General features: G+C 70.0%; 18 protein-coding genes. 2 read left to right on the top strand and 16 right to left on the bottom strand.

Translation table 11 applies throughout. The features are described from left to right. Positions 1-283 precede the first annotated feature (283 nt). The 6 genes from AB5J56_RS27560 to AB5J56_RS27535 all read right to left on the bottom strand — a co-directional run bounded on the left by AB5J56_RS27560 (position 284) and on the right by AB5J56_RS27535 (position 6,237). On the bottom strand, positions 284-1,909 hold the full coding sequence (locus tag AB5J56_RS27560) for a beta-N-acetylhexosaminidase (RefSeq protein ID WP_369236049.1): 1,626 nt from the start codon (positions 1,907-1,909) through the stop codon (positions 284-286). A gap of 55 nt (positions 1,910-1,964) precedes the next feature. Beyond that, positions 1,965-2,810, bottom strand: coding sequence for a carbohydrate ABC transporter permease (locus tag AB5J56_RS27555; protein WP_369236047.1), 846 nt, complete (start codon positions 2,808-2,810; stop codon positions 1,965-1,967). Next, positions 2,807-3,766 (bottom strand): carbohydrate ABC transporter permease, encoded by a 960-nt coding sequence (locus AB5J56_RS27550; RefSeq protein ID WP_369236045.1) that lies wholly within the window; start codon positions 3,764-3,766, stop codon positions 2,807-2,809. Before AB5J56_RS27550 ends, AB5J56_RS27555 begins: the two co-directional genes overlap by 4 nt. 4 nt (positions 3,767-3,770) lie before the next feature. Beyond that, entirely contained in the window at positions 3,771-5,078 is a 1,308-nt protein-coding gene (locus tag AB5J56_RS27545; RefSeq protein WP_369236043.1) for an extracellular solute-binding protein, read from the bottom strand. Between the two features lie 239 nt (positions 5,079-5,317). Further along, the gene (locus AB5J56_RS27540) at positions 5,318-5,623 is read right to left on the bottom strand and encodes a DUF3039 domain-containing protein (protein ID WP_369236041.1); all 306 of its coding nucleotides are present in this window, start codon (positions 5,621-5,623) and stop codon (positions 5,318-5,320) included. A gap of 41 nt (positions 5,624-5,664) precedes the next feature. Beyond that, on the bottom strand, positions 5,665-6,237 hold the full coding sequence (locus AB5J56_RS27535) for a YqgE/AlgH family protein (protein WP_369236039.1): 573 nt from the start codon (positions 6,235-6,237) through the stop codon (positions 5,665-5,667). A 279-nt stretch (positions 6,238-6,516) separates the two neighbouring features. Between AB5J56_RS27535 and murA the strand changes: the two genes are divergently transcribed. Next, positions 6,517-7,863, top strand: a complete 1,347-nt coding sequence (murA, locus tag AB5J56_RS27530; protein ID WP_369236037.1) for a UDP-N-acetylglucosamine 1-carboxyvinyltransferase — start codon at positions 6,517-6,519, stop codon at positions 7,861-7,863. Positions 7,864-7,990: 127 nt separating this feature from the next. On the opposite strand, the gene AB5J56_RS27525 is transcribed toward murA, so the two are convergent. The 6 genes from AB5J56_RS27525 to AB5J56_RS27500 all read right to left on the bottom strand — a co-directional run bounded on the left by AB5J56_RS27525 (position 7,991) and on the right by AB5J56_RS27500 (position 15,262). Then, entirely contained in the window at positions 7,991-8,272 is a 282-nt protein-coding gene (locus AB5J56_RS27525) for an HU family DNA-binding protein (RefSeq protein WP_007382399.1), read from the bottom strand. 394 nt (positions 8,273-8,666) lie between these two features. Next, entirely contained in the window at positions 8,667-10,100 is a 1,434-nt protein-coding gene (locus AB5J56_RS27520; RefSeq protein ID WP_369236035.1) for an NAD-dependent malic enzyme, read from the bottom strand. A gap of 377 nt (positions 10,101-10,477) precedes the next feature. Continuing rightward, the gene (locus AB5J56_RS27515) at positions 10,478-12,889 is read right to left on the bottom strand and encodes a UvrD-helicase domain-containing protein (RefSeq protein WP_369236033.1); all 2,412 of its coding nucleotides are present in this window, start codon (positions 12,887-12,889) and stop codon (positions 10,478-10,480) included. A 155-nt stretch (positions 12,890-13,044) separates the two neighbouring features. Next, positions 13,045-13,833, bottom strand: coding sequence for a zf-HC2 domain-containing protein (locus AB5J56_RS27510; protein WP_369236031.1), 789 nt, complete (start codon positions 13,831-13,833; stop codon positions 13,045-13,047). Positions 13,834-13,871: 38 nt separating this feature from the next. Beyond that, the gene (locus tag AB5J56_RS27505; RefSeq protein WP_369236029.1) at positions 13,872-14,456 is read right to left on the bottom strand and encodes a sigma-70 family RNA polymerase sigma factor; all 585 of its coding nucleotides are present in this window, start codon (positions 14,454-14,456) and stop codon (positions 13,872-13,874) included. A gap of 218 nt (positions 14,457-14,674) precedes the next feature. Next, on the bottom strand, positions 14,675-15,262 hold the full coding sequence (locus tag AB5J56_RS27500; RefSeq protein WP_369236027.1) for an ABATE domain-containing protein: 588 nt from the start codon (positions 15,260-15,262) through the stop codon (positions 14,675-14,677). 419 nt (positions 15,263-15,681) lie between these two features. Here AB5J56_RS27500 and AB5J56_RS27495 point away from each other — a divergent pair, with 419 nt between their 5' ends. Next, positions 15,682-16,179 carry a DUF1772 domain-containing protein gene (locus AB5J56_RS27495; protein WP_369242823.1) on the top strand — a complete coding sequence of 166 codons (498 nt, stop codon included), beginning with the start codon at positions 15,682-15,684 and terminating at the stop codon, positions 16,177-16,179. Here the strand turns inward: AB5J56_RS27495 and AB5J56_RS27490 are convergent. From AB5J56_RS27490 to AB5J56_RS27475, 4 genes are all read right to left on the bottom strand, one after another. Beyond that, positions 16,128-17,303 (bottom strand): uroporphyrinogen-III synthase, encoded by a 1,176-nt coding sequence (locus AB5J56_RS27490; protein ID WP_369236025.1) that lies wholly within the window; start codon positions 17,301-17,303, stop codon positions 16,128-16,130. The genes AB5J56_RS27495 and AB5J56_RS27490 overlap by 52 nt on opposite strands. A 129-nt stretch (positions 17,304-17,432) precedes the next feature. After that, the gene (locus AB5J56_RS27485; protein WP_369236023.1) at positions 17,433-18,815 is read right to left on the bottom strand and encodes a nitrate/nitrite transporter; all 1,383 of its coding nucleotides are present in this window, start codon (positions 18,813-18,815) and stop codon (positions 17,433-17,435) included. A gap of 165 nt (positions 18,816-18,980) precedes the next feature. Next, a complete protein-coding gene (locus AB5J56_RS27480; RefSeq protein WP_369236021.1) occupies positions 18,981-19,814 on the bottom strand; it encodes a hypothetical protein in 834 nt (277 codons plus the stop codon). Between the two features lie 175 nt (positions 19,815-19,989). Beyond that, a complete protein-coding gene (locus AB5J56_RS27475) occupies positions 19,990-20,925 on the bottom strand; it encodes a hypothetical protein (RefSeq protein WP_369236019.1) in 936 nt (311 codons plus the stop codon). Between the last annotated feature and the right edge of the window lie 108 nt (positions 20,926-21,033).

The raw sequence follows: 21,033 nt of genomic DNA, 5'->3' as shown, positions 1-21,033 counted from the left end.
TGTGTTGCGCGTACGGTACGTGCTGACAGGGCGGACGTGGCAACTCTGGCACATCTTCCCCGGCCCTCGACGCGGGGGTCCGCTAGGAGGCATTCGCCCCTGTCACCAGGGAGATGGTCCGTTTTCGTACGGCATCACCGGTCAGCCGGAATTGGCACTCTTCGGTGACTCCTGGGCGCCTTGTTCCCCGTGCGTCCCCGTGGGGCCCTGGAGAGCCTGTGGGGGCCCTGTGGAGTCACGCTCCCGGGGTGGGCGGCCCGGGGAACGTCTCTCCACGATCGCCTCACACGTTCGGGGGCTCCCCCTCGAGCGGCCGTCCGAGCACGCCGGGCCGGCGCTGCCAGGGCAGGGGTCCGGCGGGCGGGCGGTAGGCGACACCCAGGGCGTCAAGTCGCCCGTAGTGGGCGGTCATCCGCCGCTCGAAGTCGGCGAAGTCCCTCTCCCGCGGGGCGGGCAGCGCGCTCCAGGCGACCTCGGCGAAGGCCGCGAGCCGCGGGAACGCCTGGTAGTCCACACGCGCGTGGTCCTCCATCACCTCGGTCCACAGGTTGGCCTGAGTGCCCAGCACATGGCGCTTCTGATCCTCCGTGAGCTGCGGCGGAACGGGCTCGAAGCGGTAGACGTCCTCCAGGGTGCGCACATAGCCGATGGGCACCGGTTCGTCCTCGCCGCCGTCCTGACGGTGGTCCAGGTAGACCTGTTGCTCAGGGCACATGACGACGTCGTGGCCGGCCTGCGCCGCCGTGATGCCGCCCTGGTAGCCGCGCCACGAGGAGACGGCCGCGCCCGGCGCCAGGCCGCCCTCCAGGATCTCGTCCCAGCCGATGAGCCGGCGTCCGCGCGCGGTGAGCCAGTCGTCGAAGTGCCGGATGAACCAGGCCTGCAGCCCGTCCTCGCCCGTGAGCCCGAGTTCCTCGATGCGGGCCTGCGCGGTGGGCGACTGCCTCCACTGGTCCTTGAGGCATTCGTCGCCGCCGACATGGATGAACTCCGAGGGGAACAGGTCGAGGATTTCCTCGAAGACGCCCTCGTAGAAGCGCAGGGTGTTGTCAGTGGGGGCGAGTACGTTTGCGGAGACGCCCCAGTTGTCCCAGACGGAGAGGGCGGTGGTGTCGATGACGTCGGTGTTGCCGAGTTCCGGATACGCGGCGATGGCGGCCTGCGAGTGGCCCGGGATGTCGATCTCGGGGACGACGGCGATATGCCGCTCGGCGGCGTACGCGACGATCTCGCGGATGTCGTCCTGCGTGTAGAAGCCACCGTGCGGCTTCTCCTCCCACAGCGGCGAGGCGCGATGGCCGAATTTCGAGCGCGCCCGCCAGGACCCGGCCTCGGTCAGCTTCGGATATCGCTCGATCTCGACGCGCCAGCCCTGGTCGTCCGTCAGATGGAAGTGGAAGACGTTGAGTTTGTGTGCGGCCATCAGGTCCAGGTAGCGCAGGACACCGTCCTTGGGCATGAAATGCCGGGAGACGTCGAGCATGAGTCCGCGCCAGGGGAAGCGGGGCGAGTCCTCCACGGTGATCTGCGGGAGGTCCCAGCCCCGCCCGGGCCGCAGGGCCGCCCGGCGGAAGGCGTCGGGGCCCAGCAGTTGCCGGAAGGTCTGCGCACCCCAGAAGACACCGGCCGCGCTGCCGCCCCGAATGCGCACCGCGGAGCCGTCGATCACCAGGCGATAGCCCTCGGGCGGCAGGTCCGGATCGACAGCCAGCACGATGCCGTTGCCCGTGTTGCGGCCGTCCGCAAGCGGCAGCCCCGTGGCCGCACCGATCGTCGCCCGCAGCCAGCGTGCGACACCCTCGGTGCCGGGCCCGGCGTCGAGCCGCGTCTCCTTGTCCAGGCTCCGGCAGCCGGGTTCGCCCCCGAGGAGAGTCCGCGGCGCCGGAATCAGCTCCGTCCCGGAAGTCATGTCAGACACGTCAGGCACGTCAGGCACGTCAGACACATCAGACACATCAGTCACGTCAGTCCTTTACCGCTCCGCCCAGTCCGGAGACCAGCCGTCGCTGTACGAGTACGAAGAACACGAGCACCGGAATCGTCATGACCGTGGAGGCGGCCATCACGCCGCCCCAGTCGGGCTCGTCCGGCTTGTAGAAGACGAGGAGGGCCATCGGCAGGGTGGACTGGGAGGTGTCGCTGATGATGAAGGACTTGGCGAACAGGAAGTCGTTCCAGGCCGAGATGAACGAGAAGACGCTCGTGGCCACCAACCCCGGGAAGACGAGCGGGAAAAGAATCTGCCAGAGGAATCGGGCCCGGCTCGCCCCGTCGAGGCAGGCGGCCTCCTCCAGCGCTTCCGGAACCGCCTTCACGAATCCCCGCAGCATCCAGATCGCGAACGGCAGCGAAAAAGCGATGTGCGGCAGGATCAGCGAGCCCAGCGTGTTCAGCTGACCGAAGTCGCGCATCAGGAAGAACAGCGGGATGGTCAGCGCCTCCACCGGCACCATCTGCGCGACCAGGAACATGATCAGCAGAGTGGTCCGGAACCGGAAGTGGAATCTGGTCACCGCCGTCGCCGCGAGAAAGGCGATCAGCGCGGAGACGACGACCACGGAGCAGGCGACCACCAGGCTGTTGAGGAAGTACCGGCCGAATTCCTGTTGTCCGAAGACGCGCCGGAAGGAACCCAGGGAGGGCGAGAGCGTCCAGGGCCGCGGCTCGGTGGACTCGATCTCCCCGGCCGGTTTGAAGGCGCTCAGCACCATCCAGTAGAGGGGGAACGCGACGACCGCCGCGATCAGCAGGGCCGACACCTCGGCGGCGAGCCGCCACGGGCGCCGTAGAGCGTTTCCGACGAGGCTCACAGTTCCTCCCCCTGCCGCTTGAGCAACCGCAGATATACGAGCGTGACGGCGAGCAGGATCGCGAGCATCACGACGCCGATCGCCGAGCCGAGGCTGTACTGCGAGGAGGCGAACGCCTTCTGGTACGCGTACACGTTCAGCACGAGGTTCTGGCCCGCGATGCCGCCGCCGTTCGTCATCACGTAGATCTGGGTGAAGACCTTGAAGTCCCAGATCACCGACTGGATGGTGACGACGACCAGGATCGGCCGGAGCAGCGGCGCGAGGACGGACCGCCACACCCGCCACTGCGAGGCGCCGTCCAGGGCGGCGGCCTCCAGGACCTCGCCCGGTACGGCGCGGATCCCGGCGTAGACCGTCACCATCACGAACGGGAAGGAGCACCAGACCACTTCGAGCAGGACGAGGGCGAAGGCGCTGTAGCGGCCGTACGTCCAGGAGTGGTCGCCGAGTCCGAGGACCCGGTTGACCGGGCCGAAGTCGGGGTCGAAGAGGAGCAGCCAGACCGTGGAGCCGGTGATCGCCGGGGTGGCCCAGGCGCCGAGCGCGGCCAGCATCAGCGCGAGGCGCGGCAGGGCCCGTACACGGGTGAGGAGCACGGCGAGCGCGCAGCCGACCGTGAGCGTCGAGACGACGCAGGCCGCCGCGAACACCACGGTGGCCAGCAGCACCTGCCAGAACTGGCCGTCCGCGAAGAGGGTCGCGTAGTTGCCGAAGCCCTGGAAGGTCGTCGGCTCGCCGCCGCTGACCTGGGCCTGGGTGTACTCGAGGAACGAGATCAGGCCGAGCTGGTAGACGGGATAGACGAGCAGGCCGCCGAGGACGACAAGGGCGGGGGCGAGGTACAGCCAGGGTGTCCAGCCGCCGCCCCGGCGTCGGGGTCCGCGAGCGGCGGGGGCGTCGGCCACCGTACCCGCGGACCGCTCGACGAGAGTGGTGGTGTCGTGCGCGGTCATCCGCTCAGCCCACGGTGCTGAAGGCGTCGTTCATCTTCTTCGCCGCGTCCTTCGAAGCCGCCGCCACGTCCTTCTTGCCGCTGACGACCTCCTGGAACATCGTCGGCAGCACCAGCGAGGCGTCGATCTCGGCCCAGGCGGGTGAGGCCGGCACGAACTTGGTGCCGGAGGCGAGCGTCTTCACAAACGGCGCGACGAAGGGCTTCTTCGCGGCGACCTCGTCGCGCACATCGGTGAACGTCGGCAGAAAGCCCATGGCGTCGAAGAGTTCGGCCTGCGTCTTCTTCGACGTCAGCCGCTCCATCAGGTCGACGGCGAGGGTGCGGTGCGTGGTGCTCTTCAGTACGCCGATGTTGTTGCCGCCCGCGAACGCCGGGGCGATCTCCCCCGCCTTCAGACCCGGCAGCGGTACGACCGCGTACTTGCCCTTGACCTTCCCGGCCTCGATCGCCGTATGGCTGAAGTCGCCGCCGATGGCCATGCCCGCCTTGCCGGACGCGAAGGCCGTCACGGTGTCGTTGCCGCCCATGCCCGCGCACTTGGCGGCGGGACAGTTGTCGTCGCCGAAGAGCGAGGTGTAGGCCTTGATGCCCTTCTGGGCGGCCGCGCTGTCGATGGCGGAGGCGTACGAGCCGCCCTTGCCGACCGCGATCTCACCGCCGTCGGCCCACACGAAGGGCATGGCGCCGTATGTGTAGGCGCCGCCGACCGCGAGTCCGTACAGGTCGGGCTCGGCCGCGCGGATCCGGTGCGCCGCGTCGATCAACTCGGCCTGGGTCTTCGGGACTTCGAGCCCGAGTTCCTTGAAGAGGTCGGTGCGGTAGTAAAGGGCACGGACGCCGACGAAGTAGGGGGCGCCGTAGATCCTGCCGTCGACCGTCACGGACTGCCGGGCCGTCGGGTCGGTGTCCTTGGCCTCGCTCCAGGCGGTGAACTCGCCGGTGACATCGGCGAGTCCGCCGTCATGGACGTACCCGGCGGTGTCCGTGTTGCCGTACTCGATGACGTCCGGGGCGCTCTTCGGGTCGTTGAAGGCGGCCTTGATGCGCTGGGCGCGGGTCTCCACGGGGATGTACTCGATGCTGACCTCGGTGCCCTTGTGGGACTTCCTGAAGGCGGCGACCGCCTTGTCGACGACCTGCTCCTTCGGCTTGTTGTTGACCTCCTGGAAGAGCCAGACCCGGAGGGTGCCGGTCTTCTCGTCCTTGCCGGAGGCGGAGTTGTCGGAGGCCTGGGGGGCGCAGGCGGTGGCGGTGAGGCCCGCGAGGGCGAGGGCCGCGGCAGCGGCGGCCGTTCGGGCAGAGAGCTTCATCGAGCGTCCTCCGGTGGGGGTCCGTTGCAACATGCGCAATGACGGTTTTGCTCTGCACAACACACCGGAGGCTATGGAGTACATGAACATGCCCACAAGAGGTCTCAACCACTCTGTGACCAGCCGACGCACCACGTGCAACGCCGGGACAGCACAAAGGCCCCCGGGGCGCACCAAAACGCGCCCGGGGGCCTCGTACGGATCAGTTGGTCCGGTGGCCCGACCGCCGGCCGGAGCGGCTACTTGCCCTTGCCGCCCTTGCCGTCCTTGTCCTTGTCACCGCCGGCGCCCATGGACTCGTAGATCTCCTTGCACATGGGACACACGGGGTACTTTTTCGGGTCGCGGCCCGGGACCCACACCTTGCCGCAGAGGGCCACGACGGGCGTGCCGTCGAGGGCGCTCGCCATGATCTTGTCCTTCTGGACATAGTGGGCGAAGCGCTCGTGGTCACCGTCGCCGTGCGACGTCTGCGGCGTCGGCTCTACGAGGGTCCCCGTCCCAGTACCTCGCTGGGGCTGGGTCTCAGGCTCAAGAGTGCTCATGACTGCAAGAGTACTGAAGCTCACAGAGGTCATCACAGTGGTCAGTTGAGCGAAGGGTCGTCCGGGTACGTGGCCACCATCGCCAGCTCGTTGCGCTGGCGGCGCAGGACCTCGCGCCAGAGGCGCTCCGGGGACGGCGAGGAGACGTCTCCGGGCTCGGACTCGACGACGTACCAGGCGCCCTCGGTCAGCTCGTCCTCCAGCTGGCCCGGGCCCCAGCCCGAGTAGCCGGCGAAGATCCGCAGCGAGCCCAGGGCGGAGGCGAGCAGCTCGGGCGGGGCCTCCAGGTCGACGAGGCCGATCGCGCCGTGCACACGGCGCCAGCCGAGCGGGGCCTTCTCCCCGGAGGCGCCGCCGGGGATGACCGCGACGCCGAGCGCCGAGTCGAGGGAGACCGGGCCGCCCTGGAAGACCACACCGGGTTCGCCGGCCAGGTCCGCCCAGGCCTCCAGGATGTCGCCCACGTCCACCGGGGTCGGCCGGTTGAGGACGACACCGAGCGAGCCCTCCTCGTCGTGGTCGAGGAGCAGCACCACCGCGCGGTCGAAGTTCGGGTCCGCCAGGGCGGGCGTGGCCACGAGCAGCCGCCCTGTGAGCGAGGACACCTCGGTCATGCCAGACATGATCCCGCATCTTCCCCGCGCGCGGGGAGCCAATACCGGTACCGGCGTGAACGCAGCTCAGGGCGTAAAGGAGCGGAAGTGGCGCGCGGCACGGCCGGTGACCCCGTGTGCCCGATTACGAACGGTTCGTGTTGTGGCAAAGCTATGACGTAGCTGGGCCGTCCCTGGGCTTACAGAAGGGGGGTGGGCGGCCATTACCCTTGCTCTTCGGCTCCCGCACCACTGGACGGCCGACACCACACCTGCCCAACTCATCGGAACGCGAGATACATGACCGTCAACGGCTCAGATGACGTCCTGCTTGTCCACGGCGGAACCCCGCTCGAGGGCGAGATCCGTGTCCGCGGTGCGAAGAACCTCGTGCCAAAGGCCATGGTCGCCGCGCTGCTTGGCAGCGAGCCGAGCCGGCTGCGCAATGTTCCCGACATCCGCGACGTCCGCGTCGTACGCGGGCTGCTGCAACTGCACGGTGTGACGGTCCGTCCGGGCGAGGAGCCGGGCGAGCTGGTACTCGACCCGTCGCACGTGGAGAGCGCGAACGTCGCGGACATCGACGCGCACGCGGGTTCGTCCCGTATCCCGATCCTCCTCTGCGGTCCGCTGCTGCACCGCCTCGGCCACGCGTTCATCCCGGGCCTCGGCGGCTGCGACATCGGCGGCCGGCCCATCGACTTCCACTTCGAGGTGCTGCGGCAGTTCGGCGCGACGATCGAGAAGCGGGCGGACGGGCAGTACCTGGAGGCTCCGCAGCGGCTGCGCGGCACGAAGATCAAGCTGCCGTACCCGTCCGTGGGCGCCACCGAGCAGGTGCTGCTGACGGCCGTCCTCGCGGAGGGCGTCACCGAGCTCGCCAACGCCGCGGTGGAGCCGGAGATCGAGGACCTGATCTGCGTCCTGCAGAAAATGGGCGCGATCATCGCGATGGACACCGACCGCACCATCCGCATCACCGGTGTCGACTCCCTCGGCGGCTACAACCACGCGGCCCTCCCGGACCGCCTGGAGGCCGCCTCGTGGGCTTCCGCGGCGCTGGCGACCGAAGGAAACATCTACGTCCGCGGCGCCCAGCAGCGCTCGATGATGACGTTCCTGAACACCTACCGGAAGGTCGGCGGCGCCTTCGCGATCGACGACGAGGGCATCCGCTTCTGGCACCCGGGCGGCCAGCTCAAGTCGATCGCGCTGGAGACGGACGTCCACCCCGGTTTCCAGACCGACTGGCAGCAGCCGCTGGTCGTCGCCCTCACCCAGGCCACCGGCCTCTCGATCATCCACGAGACGGTCTACGAGTCCCGCCTGGGCTTCACCTCCGCGCTCAACCAGATGGGCGCACACATCCAGCTCTACCGCGAGTGCCTCGGCGGCTCGAACTGCCGCTTCGGCCAGCGCAACTTCCTGCACTCCGCGGTCGTGTCCGGCCCGACGAAGCTCCAGGGCGCCGACCTGGTCATCCCGGACCTCCGCGGCGGCTTCTCGTACCTCATCGCGGCCCTCGCGGCCCAGGGCACCTCGCGCGTGCACGGCATCGACCTGATCAACCGCGGCTACGAGAACTTCATGGAGAAGCTGGTCGAGCTGGGCGCGAAGGTGGAGCTGCCGGGCAAGGCGCTGGGCTGAGTCTCAGCCCGGCCGGCGTCTGAGGCCGTTGGCAACCGATACGACGATGGGGCGGCACCCGGAAGACCGGGTGCCGCCCCATTGGCGTTACTGCGTCTCGTGCACCGTCCCGTGGCACACGGAGGGGCTACTTGCCCTTGGCGGCTTCCTTGAGCTTGCTGCCCGCGGAGACCTTCACGCTGTAGCCGGCCGGGATCTGGATCGGGTCGCCGGTCTGCGGGTTGCGCGCGGTGCGAGCGGCACGGTGGGTGCGCTCGAAGGTCAGGAAGCCGGGGATGGTGACCTTCTCGTCGCCCTTGGCGACGATCTCGCCGACGGTCTCGGCGAAGGCAGCCAGAACGGCGTCGGCGTCCTTGCGAGTCACCTCGGCACGGTCGGCCAGCGCGGCCACCAGCTCACTGCGGTTCATGTTGTTACTCCCGTGTTCTTCTTGCCGTTGAGGCGTGCCACGCGGCGGAGCCGCATGTCCGATGCGGCGAAGCCGATGTTGCCAGGGTCCTCGGTCGGTCCCCGGACCCGGGTCCGTAGCCAGACCCTCGCGCCCGAAGACGCATCCTGCCCCCACCTGCGGCGGGAAAGCCAATCCGGCACCCCTGGGAGTCACACGAACACCCTTGGGAGTCACACGAAAAGCGCCACTGCCTCAGTGTGGTGACGCTCCGTCCGCTCCCGGCACCGGACCGCAGGCTTCAGGAGGCCTGAGCCTGGCCGCCACCTTAGGGGGCGGCCATGAGCCCAGTGTCACGCGACGCGCCGTGTCCCCGCGGTCGTGGCAACCGTCACAGCCCGCGCGTCCGCCCGGATCAGGCGGTCGCGCCGCCCGCCTCGGTCCCGCCCGCCGCCTTCGCGGCGTTGCGCACGGCCCCGGCGACCGCTCCCGCGACCTTCTCGTTGAAGACGCTGGGGATGATGTAGTTCGCGTTCAGCTCGTCCTCGGTCACCACGTCCGCGAGGGCGGTCGCGGCGGCCAGCATCATCTCCGTGTTGACCGTGCGGGACTGGGCGTCCAGCAGGCCGCGGAAGACGCCCGGGAAGACCAGGACGTTGTTGATCTGGTTGGGGAAGTCCGAGCGGCCGGTGGCCACAACTGCCGCCGTCTGGCGGGCGATTGCCGGGTCGACCTCGGGGTCGGGGTTCGCGAGCGCGAACACGATGGCGCCGTCGGCCATGGCGGCCACGTCGTCGCCGTCCAGGACGTTCGGGGCGGAGACGCCGATGAAGACGTCCGCGCCGCGCACGGCCTCCTTCAACGTGCCCGTGAGGCCCTCGGGGTTGGTGTTGTCGGCGATCCAGCGCAGCGCCGAGTCGGGGGCCGCGTCGACGAGGTCCTTGCGGTCCGCGTGCACGACGCCGTGGATGTCGGCGACGACCGCGTTCTTGACGCCCGCGGCGATCAGCAGCTTCAGGATGGCCGTACCGGCCGCGCCCGCGCCGGACATGACGACACGGATGTCGCCGATCGCCTTGCCGGCCACCCGCAGGGCGTTCGTCAGGGCGGCGAGGACGACGATCGCCGTGCCGTGCTGGTCGTCGTGGAAGACGGGGATGTCGAGCGCCTCGCGCAGCCGGGCCTCGATCTCGAAGCAGCGGGGCGCCGAGATGTCCTCCAGGTTGATGCCCGCGAAGCCCGGGGCGATGGCCTTCACGATCTCCACGATCGCGTCGGTGTCCTGGGTGTCCAGGCAGATCGGCCAGGCGTCGATACCGGCGAAGCGCTTGAAGAGGGCCGCCTTGCCCTCCATGACCGGCAGAGCGGCCATCGGGCCGATGTTGCCCAGGCCCAGCACCGCGGATCCGTCGGTCACGACCGCAACGGAGTTGCGCTTGATGGTCAGGCGGCGGGCGTCCTCGGGGTTCTCGGCGATCGCCATGCACACGCGGGCCACGCCCGGGGTGTAGATCATCGAGAGGTCGTCACGGTTGCGGATCGGGTGCTTGGACTGCATCTCGATCTTGCCGCCGAGGTGCATCAGGAACGTACGGTCGGAGACCTTGCCGAGCGTGACGCCCTCGATGCCGCGCAGCTGCTCGACGATCTCGTCGGCGTGCGCCGTGGAGGTCGCCGCGATGGTGACGTCGATCTGGAGCTTCTCGTGGCCGGAGGCGGTCACGTCGAGGCCGGTCACCGAGCCTCCGTGGGACTCGACGGCTCCGGTGAGCTGGGAGACCGCGGTTCCGCTCGCGGGCACCTCCAGCCGGACCGTCATCGAGTAGGAGACGCTGGGCGCCGTTGCCATGGCCGACTTCCTCTGCTTTCACCGGGTACTGCTCGTGTCGCGGGTACGCCGTCCGATCGTCGCACCTACCGCGGAGTACGCGGTAGCCGCCCTGGATTGCGAACGTTTTGTTCGCGACGGAGAGGGCTACTTCCGGAAAGCAAGTTCCACCATACGAGAAGTTCAGGGAACAACAAAGAGGCCCACGTCATGTGCTGACGTGGACCTCTTGTCGTTCAGTGGCACCGACCCGCCATGCTCGCCTCGCGGCAAGTGGTCGCTCGTAGCGACGAAGGTTGGGCCCGGGGGCTTGGATCGAGCCGGTGCCACACCCAGGCTAACAAACAGATCCCTGAAGGCCATTCCCGTACCGGAAGTTCATTCCAGCGACCGCCCGGTCAGTCCCGCAGCAGGTCCGGCACCCCGTTCCCGTCCGGCACGTCCCGGTCCGCCGAGACGACCGTGAGCTGCTGCGTCGCGCGGGTCAGGGCGACGTACAGGACGCGCAGCCCCGCGGGCGACTCGTCGGCGATCTCCGCGGGCGAGACGACGACCGTGGCGTCGTACTCCAGTCCCTTCGCCTCCAGGCTGCCCAGCGCCACCACCCGGTCCCCGAGCCCGGCGAGCCAGCGCGCGGCCTCCTCCCGCCGGTTCATGGCCACGACGACGCCCACCGTGCCGTCGACGCGGTCCAGCAGCCGGGCGGCCTCGGCGCGCACGCTCTGGGCCAGTGAGTCCCGTACGACGGCGAAGCGCGGCTCGACCCCGGTGGACCGTACGGCGGACGGGGACTCGGAGCCCGGCATGGCGAGCGCCAGGACCTTGGCGGCCAGCTCGGCGATCTCGGCCGGGTTGCGGTAGTTGACGGTGAGGGTGAAACGACGGCGCGGGCGGGTGCCCAGGGCCTCGTCGCGGGCCTCGGCCGCCTCGTCCGGGTCGGACCAGGACGACTGGGCGGGGTCGCCGACGACCGTCCAGGTGGCGTGCCGGCCCCGGCGCCCGACCATCCGCCACTGCATCGGCGTGACGTCCTGCGCCTCGTCGACGATGACGTGCGCGTACTCGACGCGCTCCTGTGCCAGCCGCTCGGCGCGCTCGCGCTGCGTCTCCTCGCGCGAGGGCATCAGCTCCTCCAGGCCGGTGAGCTGGTCGAGCGGGTCGTACTCGCGCTTCTTCTTCGGCCGGACCGGGCTGCCGAGGATGGCCTCCAGCTCGTCGAGCATCGCCACGTCGTGCACGGAGAGCCCGTCGCGCTTGAGGGCGCGCGCCACCCGCCGTACCTCGCCGGGGTTGAGGATCCGCCGCGCCCACCGCCCGAGCCGCCGTTCGTCGGCCATGGCGGCCAGTACGCCGCGCGGGGTCAGCTCCGGCCACCAGGCGTCCAGGAAGGCGATGAAGCTGTCCTCGGACATGACGTCCTCGTCGAAGGACGAGCGCAGCTCGGCGGCCAGCTCGGGGTCGCTGTGCCGGGTGCCCGCGCCGGACTGCGACCAGAGCGCGTCGAGCAGCAGCTTGCGGGCGCGCGGGCGCAGCAGGTTGACCGGGGCGGTCCCGCTGAGCGCGTTGTTCCGGATGCGGTCCAGTTCGGGAGCCTCCAGCTCCAGACGGCGGCCGAAGGCGACGACCCGGAGGCGGGAAGGAGTGCCGGCGGGGGCCTGTCGCTCGCCGCCCTCGCCCTCGTCCTCACCGAATGCGAGCTGCTGTTGCCGCCGTACGGGAGCGGGCGCCTCCAGTGCTCCCCGCGCCGCCTTCCGCAGCACCTTCAGCATCCGGTACGAGCCCTTGGCGCGGGCCACGGCCGGGGAGTCGTACAGCGTGGCCTCCGCGCCGTCGACGAGCGAGCCGATGGCGCGGATGGCGACCTGGCCCTCCTCGCCGAGGGACGGCAGGACGCCCTCGGTGTACGCCACCAGCAGGGGCGTGGGCGAGACGATGAGGATGCCGCCCGCGTACCGGCGGCGGTCCTGGTAGAGGAGGTACGCGGCGCGGTGCAGGGCGACCGCCGTCTTGCCGGTGCCCGGGCCGCCCTCCACGTAGGTCACGGACGCGGCGGGCGCCCGGATCACCAGGTCCTGTTCCGCCTGGATGGACGCCACGATGTCCCGCATGGTGTGGCTGCGGGCCTGGCCGAGGGCGGCCATCAGGGCGCCGTCGCCGACGACAGCGAGCTCGTGTCCGTCGAGGGAAGCTTTCAGCTCCGGACGCATCAGGTCGTCCTCGACGCCGAGGACCTTGCGCCCCTTGGAGCGGATGACGCGGCGGCGCACCACACGGCCCGGGTCGACCGGGGTCGAGCGGTAGAAGGGCGCCGCCGCGGGCGCCCGCCAGTCGATGACCAGCGGGGCGTACTCCGAGTCGAGGACGCCGATACGGCCGATGTGGAGCGTCTCCGCGACGTCCGCCGTGTTGTCGGGGCGCACCACGCCCTCGGCCGGCTCCACCGCCGTGTACGCCCCGTCCGGGCCCTTCTTGCCGTCCCTGCCCAGGAGCAGGTCGATCCGGCCGAAGAGGAAGTCCTCGAACTCGTTGTTGAGGCGGTTGAGGTGGATGCCCGCCCGGAACACCTGGGCGTCCCGTTCGGCGAGTGCTCCGGGCGTACCGACCTGACCGCGCTTGGCGGCGTCGTTCATGAGGAACTCCGCCTCGTGGATCTTCTCCTCGAGACGCCGGTACACCCGGTCCAGGTGTTCCTGTTCGACACTGATCTCCCGGTCACGTACCGAGTCCTGGGCGGACTTTCGTACGGAGTCCTGAGCTGAGGACTCACCGACCGGGCCGACCGCGGTTTCCTGCTGAACCTGAGCGGCCACCGGGCCCCCTTCTGACGTGCATGGCAGCCGTCAACCGTACGCGAAAGGGGGCCCTGCAGGCTACGCGTCCGCCCCGGGTCGCTGGATCTCCGACCCGGGGCGGTTGCCCTGTTCCCTCGTGCTTGCCTGGTGCTTGCCCGGCGCCTGCCCTGGTACTAGGCCTTCGCCTCGACCTCGACGAGGCGCTTGCCGCCGAACGTCATGACCTCGAAATGGTCGATCTGGTTGGGTGAGAAGGCCGCGCCGCCGTGCACGTACAGCGGCAGCTTCGCCTCCTCGGACTTGGCGTTCGCGATGCCGTAGCCCCAGTTCGGGACCGCCCACGAGGTCACCGTCTCGCGCTCGCCGTTCTTGCCCACGGCGATCAGGGAGCACTTCTCGGGGCCCTTGACGTTCTTCAGCTGCAGAACGGCATGGGTGCCCCAGTCCTTCTTCTCCACGGCGACCACGGCGGAGACGCCGGTGCTCTTGTCCGTGGCGGACACCTTGTCGGTCATGACCTCGAACGCGGCCTTGGCCGGGCTGGTGGCGTGCGCCTGCGGCGGCATCGTGGAGCTGCTGTCGCCGCCGTTCACCGCCATCACGGTGAGCGGGCCGCCGATGATCAGCGCGGCCGCGGCCGCCACCAGGTACATTCCGCGCCGGCGCTTCTGGGCGCGCCGTTCGGAGACCTCGTCGACGAGCCGCTCGGCGAGCTGCGGACTCGGCCGCGCGGCCAGGGACTCGCCGATGGCCGGGGTGCCCTGGGCGGCCGGGAGGTCCGCGAGGGCGGCCAGCATCGGTTCCATCCCGGCGAGCTCGTCGAGCTGCTGGGCGCACCACTCACAGGTGGCGAGGTGTGCCTCGAAAGCGGTTGCTTCGGCGTCATCGAGAATGCCGAGCGCGTAGGCGCCGACCGTCTCATGGATGTCACCGGGCCCCTGTTGCGCCTGTGATCCCTGCATGGATCCTGGACCACCCGTTCCGTATCCCCCGTACGTGTTCATGCCGTCACCCCCCGCTCCTCCAGAGCCAGCTTCATGGACCGAAGGGCGTAGAAAACCCGTGAACGCACCGTGCCACTGGGTATACCCAGGGTCTCGGCAGCCTCATTCACGGTACGTCCTTTGAAGTACGTTTCGACCAGAACTTCCCTGTGAGCAGGGGTCAGGTCGTCCAGCGCGTCCGACAGAGTCATCAGCCACAACGCCTTGTCGATCTCGTCCTCCGCGGGGATCACCTCCAGCGGTGACGGGTCCACCTCCTGCGGCCGGGCCTGCCGGCTGCGGTGGCCGTCGATGACGATGCGCCGGGCGACCGTCACCAGCCAGGGGCGTACCGAACCGGTCGCTCGATTGAGCTGACCGGCGTTCTTCCAGGCACGGATGAGCGTCTCCTGCACCACGTCCTCGGCACGCTGCCGGTCACCGGCGACCAGCCTGAGGACATAGGCGAGGAGGGGACCCGCGTGCTCCCGATACAACGCGCGCATCAGCTCCTCGTCCGGTTCGGTGGACGAGGGTTGCTGGGACATGCGATGTCGGGCCCTTGGCCTGCGTTCATCAGCCACGGCGGAATCCTTGCGCACGCCTACCTCCGGTGTCCGGGGGTTCCCCCAGTCGGTCGCTCATATCCGGGTACGTGCGTAGGCGCGGGTGTGTTCAAAGTGTGCGCACATATTTCTTGGGCGGGATGGGAAGAGGGTGCACTTGTCGCGGCATGTGATCGGAAGATCACCTAGAGCTGATCATGGGGGCTGATCACGGGTGCCGCCAGCGCGGCCGGCCGTGGTCGGCGTACGGCGGCTCACGCGCGGGCGAGAGCCGCCCGGCGTCGGTGCCGGGCGACCCGCTCCCGGTTTCCGCACACCTCGCTGGAGCACCAGCGCCGCCGGCGCCCGCGTGAGGTGTCCAGATAGACGATCGGGCAGTTGTCCCCCTCGCACTGGCGCAGGCTGGCGCCCGCCACCGGGTCGGTGAGGAGGTCCACGGCGTCACGGGCCACGACCGAGAGCAACTCGGGGCAGCCGGGCGGCGCGTGCAGCCGGCGCCGCAGCGAGCCGTCGTCGGCGCGTACGGCCCAGGGGGCGGGCGGGGTGCCCAGCGCCACGGCGTTGACGCGGGCCAGCGCCGCGTCGGCGGGCCGGCCGTCCAGTTCCCCGCGCACCAACTGCGCCACGTGTCCGCGCAGTTCGCGGAAGGAGGCGAGCCAGGCCGTGTCGACCGCCGTGAGCGGTGTCCCCGGTGGCACGAGTCCCGATCCGGTGATCCAGTTCCGCAGTCGCGCGGCGGAGTCGAGCCGTTCCTCGGGATGGGTGGTCGCCACGAGGTCCAGGCAGATCCGCCCGGAGTCGAACCGCATGTCGTACGAGGCCGTGGCCGTGCCCAATGCCATGTGCCTGTCACCGCCTTGGGGTTACCGCCATGAGGGGTCGGTGAAGCGATCGGGACGTGATCGGTGAGTTGATCGGTGAAGTGATCGGTGAGCCGAGAAGAAAGGTTCCTGGGGAAGCTCTGGAAGTCCCGTACCCGCTACAGTGCCCGGCTGCACGCGTGGCCGGAAGACCCGGCACCGGGCAGGTGTCGCACCCGCCCCGGACGCTCGCCTCCGACGCTGCCCCGGCGACCGCCCCGGGCACCGCCCTGGACGTCCGCTTATGCGGCCGCGCGTCCGGGCCATGTCACGGGCGGAGCGGCACCGGTTGACTGATCGTCATGACAGAGACGACGAACAACACGACGAACAGCAGCACAGACAACCGCGAAGGCCGCCGTACGACCGCCACGGCCGTCCTGGGCGCGGCCACCGTCACCATGGGCCTGATCGCCGGGGTCTTCTACATCTTCGCCTGCGCCATCATGCCGTCGCTGGCCCGCAGCGACGACCGCGTCTACATCGAGGTCATGCAGAACATCAACGACGTGATCCAGAACCCGGTGTTCTTCCTGAGCTTCATGGGCGCGCTGCTCCTCACGGCGGTCTCCGCCTGGCAGTTGCGCGGCTCCCCGTACCGCCGATGGGTGTGGGCCGCGCTGGCGGCGTACGCGCTCGTGTTCCTCGTCACGACGGCCGTGAACATCCCGCTCAACAACGACCTCGCGAACGCCGGCGACCCGGCGAGGATCGCCGATCCGGCCGCCGTGCGCGAGCACTTCGAGGACCCGTGGGTCGCGTGGAACGTCGTACGGGCACTGCTGTCGACCCTCGCGCTGGCGTGCCTCGCCCGGGCGCTCGTTCTGCGCGGACGGTTCGGCAGGCGTCAGGCGTCGCCGTACTTGGAGTCGGACGCCGGGTCGAGGGCGAGCCGGTAGCCGCGCTTGACGACCGTCTGGATGAGCTTGGGCGCACCGAGGGCCGTACGCAGCCGGGCCATCGCCGTCTCGACGGCGTGCTCGTCCTTCCCGGCTCCGGGCAGCGCCCGCAGCAGCTCGGCGCGGGCGACGACCCAGCCGGGCTGCCGCGACAGGGCCCGCAGCAGGGACATCCCGGCGGGCGGCACGGGCCGCAGCTCCCCGTCGACCAGCACGGCGTGGCCGCGGATCTCCACGCGGTGGCCGGCGATCGGCAGCGTACGGGCGCGGCCCGGGAGTTCCTGGCACAGCAGCTGGACGAGCGGTCCGAGCCGGAAGCGCTCGGGCGAGACGGTGTCCACGCCGTGGGCCTGGAGCGGCAGCGCGGTGACCGGGCCGACGCAGGCGGGCAGCACGTCGTGGTGGAGGGCGGCGAGCAGTTCGGGCAGCAGACCGCGCTCCTCGGCGCGGGAGAGCAGGGACGCGGCGGCGGGCGCGCTGGTGAAGGTGAGCGCGTCCAGGCCGCGGGTGACGGCAGCCTCCAGAAGCCGGTCGACGGGCCCGAGGTCCTCGGGCGGCAGCCACCGGTACACCGGCACCCCGACGACCTCCGCTCCGGCGGCGCGCAGCGACTCCACGAAGCCGGGCAGCGGCTCGCCGTGCAGCTGGATGGCGACCCGGCGCCCCTCGACGCCCTCGTCGAGCAGCCGGTCGAGCACCTCGGCCATGGACTCGGAGGAGGGCGACCACTCCTCGGTGAGCCCGGCGGCCCGGATCGCACCCTTGACCTTGGGGCCGCGGGCCAGCAGCTCGACGCCGCGCAGCCGGTCCAGCAGGTTCTCGCCGAGCCCCCAGCCGTCGGCGGCCTCGACCCAGCCCCGGAAGCCGATGGCGGTGGTGGCCACCACGACGTCCGGCGCCTGGTCGATGAGTTCCTTGGTGGCGGCGAGCAGTTCGCTGTCGTCGGAGAGGGGCACGATCCGCAGGGCGGGCGCGTGCAGGACGGAGGCGCCGCGCCGCTGGAGCAGCGCCCCGAGCTCGTCGGCGCGCCGGGCTGCCGTGACGCCGACGGTGAATCCGGCGAGGGGGCCGTGGCTCGGACCGGGGCCCGGGCTGTGGTCCGGTCGCTGTTGTTCGTCGTACATGGCTCTCGTCTCGCGCTAGTCGAGTCGTACGTGGCGGCCGCTCCCGCACGGCCGTGCACCTGCGTGCGGAACCGAGCCTGTCAACGCTCCGTGACAGGCTCGGTTCCGCTTCATGTCGTCGGTGTTACGTCACACCTCGGCGTAGCTGAGCTGCGGCTTCGCTTCCGAAGCGGACGCGGCCGGGGACTCGGCTCCTGCCGGACGGCGAAGGTATACGGCCCAGGTGACCGCGAAGCACAGCGCGTAGAAGGCGAGGAAGGTGACGAAGGCGCCGGTGCCGGAGCCGTAGGAGAGGAAGGACTGCCGGAAGGCGAGGTTGATGCCGACGCCGCCGAGCGCGCCCACCGCTCCGATGAGTCCCATGGAGGCACCCGAGAGCCGTCGCCCGTAGGCCGCGGCCTCTTCGCCCACCAGCCCCTTGGCGACGGCCTTGGTCTGGAAGATGCCGGGGATCATCTTGTACGTCGAGCCGTTGCCGAGCCCGCTGAGCACGAACAGCACGACGAACACGGAGACGAAGAACGGCAGCGACTTCTGCATCGAGGCGAGGACGAGGCCGCCGGTGGCCACCGCCATCCCGACGAAGTTGTACAGCGTGATCTTCGCGCCGCCGTAGCGGTCGGCGAGCCAGCCGCCCACGGGCCGGATCAGTGAGCCGAGCAGCGGACCGATGAAGGTGAGATAGGCGGCCTGGAGCGGCGTACGCCCGAACTGGTTGGTCAGCACCTGGCCGAAGGCGAAGCTGTAGCCGATGAACGACCCGAACGTGCCGACGTACAGGAAGGACATGATCCAGGTGTGCGCGTCCTTCGCGGCGTCCTTGGCGGCGCCGGTGTCGTTCTTCACGTTCGCGATGTTGTCCATGAAGACGGCGGCGAGGACGGCGGCGACGACGATGAGCGGGATGTAGATCCCCAGCAGCACGCGCGGGCCGCCACTGGCCCCGATGATGGCGAGCGCGACGAGCTGGATGACCGGTACGCCGATGTTGCCGCCGCCGGCGTTGAGCCCGAGGGCCCACCCCTTCTTCCTGAGCGGGAAGAAGGCGTTGATGTTGGTCATGGAGGAGGCGAAGTTGCCCCCGCCGATGCCGGCCAGCAGCCCGATCAGCAGGAAGGTGTTGAACGACGTCCCCGGCTTCATCACCGTGAACGCGGCGATGGTGGGGATGAGCAGGAGGCTCGCCGAGACGATCGTCCAGTTCCGCCCGCCGAAGATCGCGACGGCGAAGGTGTACGGGACGCGGACGACGGCGCCGACCAGCGTGACCATCGAGGTCAGCATGAACTTGTCGGCCGGGGTGAGCCCGTACTCGGGCCCCATGAAGAGCACCAGCACGGACCACAGGGTCCAGATCGAGAACCCGATGTGCTCGGAGAGTACGGAGAAGAGGAGATTGCGCTTGGCGACCTTCTCCCCCTTCTCCTGCCAGAACGCCTCGTTCTCCGGATCCCAGTGCTCGATCCAGCGGCCTCCCCTGCTCGGTGCGGGGGCTGTGCTCGGGGCTGTCATGACGCCTCCACGGTTCTCCGGTGCTCGGTGTCTTACGACGAGTGACTGAAACCGAAGGTAGGGAGGGCGCGTTTCCGGCCTGTGCCTGTGAGTGACTGGAAGGGAACGTTGCTCTCACTCGGGGCGGGGGGCTCCGGTGAGGACGAGGGGTGGGGTGAGCGCGGGTTACTGCTGAGGGGGCCGGCCGTAGGGGCCGGGGGCGTACGGCTGCGGGTAGGGGCCGGGGGCCTGCGGGTACGGGCCGGGGGCCTGTGCGGGGGCCTGCTGGCCGTACGGGCCGGGGGCCTGGGGCTGCTGCTGTGCGTAGGGGCCGGGGGCATACGTCGGCTGCTGCTGCCCGTAGGGGTCGGGAGCGTACGTCGGCTGCTGCTGCCCGTACGGACCGGAGACGTACTGCTGGTGGGGTTGGTGTGCCCCCGGCGGCAGATACCGCACCCGGCCGTCCGCCTCCGTCACGGGTGTGAAGCCGGCGGCCCGCAACCGTGCCGCGAACTTGGCGTTGCGCCTCCGCGTGACGATGAACGAGATCCCGAGGACGACCATCATCACCGCCCAGAAGATGCCGGCCACGACGAAGTCGGCGGACTCCCCGCCGAGCCGGTAGGCCAGGATCGCGGACCCGACGCTGATGCCGACAGCGCCGTACCCCATCCGCTTCTCGGCGTTCTTGCCGGTCAGGTCGAAGTTGATGCGGGCCTTGAGCAGTTCCAGCGCGTCCGGAATAACGGGCGGCAACGAGACCCCGTCCCCGGCCTGCGGGAACTGCGCCCAGTTCTGCGCGGCGCGCGAGCGGGCCTGCGGGCTGGGATCGGGCACGACGAACATCTTCACCTGCCCGTTGCGCCCGCCCTGTCGCGCGTCCGCGTACTCGTACCCGAACTGCTGGGCGACGAAGGCGAGCTGGGCCAGCTTCTTCACGGAGGACATGGGGGTGGTGAGCTCAACCGGCTCCCCCGCCGCCATCAACTGCAGCATCTTCTGCACCTGCCGCTTGCTCACCGCTCCAACTCCCCACCGGACGACCTGGCTTCAACCTTCACGTACGCAACTCGCCCACGGTGTCACGGCGTCACGCCATGACAGACCAGCGACCGCACCCCTTGACCGGTCATTGACAAACCTTTGACACCCGACCGGGCTGCCGCACAGCCGCCTCACAGTGACTCGGAGCGAGTCACTCCCCGACGTACGGAAGCGTGTCGCTGCCGCCGTCGTCCCAGGTGATGACCACGCTGTCGCCCGAGCGCTTCAGGTTTGCCGAGACGTAGTCCGACTCCTTCTTGCTGCCCATGGGCTGGAGGACCATCCGGAAGCCGCCGCCGCTGGTGTCTGCGCCGAGGCCGGTGAGGATGCCCTCGCCGCCCGGGTCGATGTAGGAGAGGGCGTACTTGCCCTTGTAGTCGCCCGTCGCGTACTTGTCGCCGATGGTGAGCGTCTTGTTGTTGCCGTCGCCCTGCCACTGGCCCTGGAAGCCCGTCGCGTCGGGCGGGGTGGCGGAACCGCCGGTGGAGTCGTCCGACGTGTCCGTGTCGTCGCCGTAGTCGTCGGCCGGGTCCGACGCCTCGTCCGACGGGTCGACGACGGGGTCGTCCGTCGACGACTCCGTCGGGCCGGCCGTCGGGGATGCCGACACGCTCTTGTCGGCCTTCGGCTTGCTGTCGTCGTCGTTGCCGTTGCCGCTCGTCACGAAGTAGATCCCGCCGCCGATCAGGACGGCAGCGGCGGCGACGGACGCGATCACGATCGCCAGGCGGCGCTTGGGACCCTGGCCCCCGCCCCCGTCGCCCCCGGGCTGCGGCGGATAGCCCGCATACAGCTGGTCCGGCTGGCCGTACGGAGGCTGCTGGCCGTACGCCGGCTGCTGTGTCCCGTACGGCGGCTGGGACTGGGACGCGTACGGGTTGGGCTGGGGCCCCTGGCCCGGCGGCTGAGCGGGCGGCATAGGCGGCGGCCCGTACGGACCCGCCGAAGGCCCCGTCGGTGGCTGAGTCGGCGGGGGTCCCTGCGGGGGCAGCGGCTGCTGCCCGCCGTACGGGTTCGGGCCCTGCTGGCCTCCGTACCCGTACGGACCCGGCTGATCCCCGTAGCCGTCCTGCGGTGGCTGTGTCATCTCTGGTGTCTCCCCCGTGCGGCGCGTCGACCGGGTGGGCAACAACCGCCCCACCCGACCCGGTCCCCAACATTCACCACCGGCCACCCGCATGCAAGCGCCTTATGA

The sequence above is a fragment of the Streptomyces sp. R21 genome, assembly GCF_041051975.1.
Taxonomy (GTDB): Bacteria; Actinomycetota; Actinomycetes; order Streptomycetales; family Streptomycetaceae; genus Streptomyces.
This window is presented reverse-complemented; position numbering and strand designations above follow the sequence as displayed.

What these genes read in the sequence shown, in the direction of transcription:
- AB5J56_RS27560 (WP_369236049.1), bottom strand. Translation starts at nt 1,909, where the DNA reads ATGACTTCCGGGACGGAGCTGATTCCGGCGCCGCGGACTCTCCTCGGG.
- AB5J56_RS27550 (WP_369236045.1), bottom strand. Translation starts at nt 3,766, where the DNA reads ATGACCGCGCACGACACCACCACTCTCGTCGAGCGGTCCGCGGGTACG.
- AB5J56_RS27545 (WP_369236043.1), bottom strand. Translation starts at nt 5,078, where the DNA reads ATGAAGCTCTCTGCCCGAACGGCCGCCGCTGCCGCGGCCCTCGCCCTC.
- AB5J56_RS27540 (WP_369236041.1), bottom strand. Translation starts at nt 5,623, where the DNA reads ATGAGCACTCTTGAGCCTGAGACCCAGCCCCAGCGAGGTACTGGGACG.
- AB5J56_RS27535 (WP_369236039.1), bottom strand. Translation starts at nt 6,237, where the DNA reads ATGACCGAGGTGTCCTCGCTCACAGGGCGGCTGCTCGTGGCCACGCCC.
- murA (WP_369236037.1), top strand. Translation starts at nt 6,517, where the DNA reads ATGACCGTCAACGGCTCAGATGACGTCCTGCTTGTCCACGGCGGAACC.
- AB5J56_RS27525 (WP_007382399.1), bottom strand. Translation starts at nt 8,272, where the DNA reads ATGAACCGCAGTGAGCTGGTGGCCGCGCTGGCCGACCGTGCCGAGGTG.
- AB5J56_RS27520 (WP_369236035.1), bottom strand. Translation starts at nt 10,100, where the DNA reads ATGGCAACGGCGCCCAGCGTCTCCTACTCGATGACGGTCCGGCTGGAG.
- AB5J56_RS27510 (WP_369236031.1), bottom strand. Translation starts at nt 13,833, where the DNA reads ATGCAGGGATCACAGGCGCAACAGGGGCCCGGTGACATCCATGAGACG.
- AB5J56_RS27500 (WP_369236027.1), bottom strand. Translation starts at nt 15,262, where the DNA reads ATGGCATTGGGCACGGCCACGGCCTCGTACGACATGCGGTTCGACTCC.
- AB5J56_RS27495 (WP_369242823.1), top strand. Translation starts at nt 15,682, where the DNA reads ATGGGCCTGATCGCCGGGGTCTTCTACATCTTCGCCTGCGCCATCATG.
- AB5J56_RS27490 (WP_369236025.1), bottom strand. Translation starts at nt 17,303, where the DNA reads ATGTACGACGAACAACAGCGACCGGACCACAGCCCGGGCCCCGGTCCG.
- AB5J56_RS27485 (WP_369236023.1), bottom strand. Translation starts at nt 18,815, where the DNA reads ATGACAGCCCCGAGCACAGCCCCCGCACCGAGCAGGGGAGGCCGCTGG.
- AB5J56_RS27475 (WP_369236019.1), bottom strand. Translation starts at nt 20,925, where the DNA reads ATGACACAGCCACCGCAGGACGGCTACGGGGATCAGCCGGGTCCGTAC.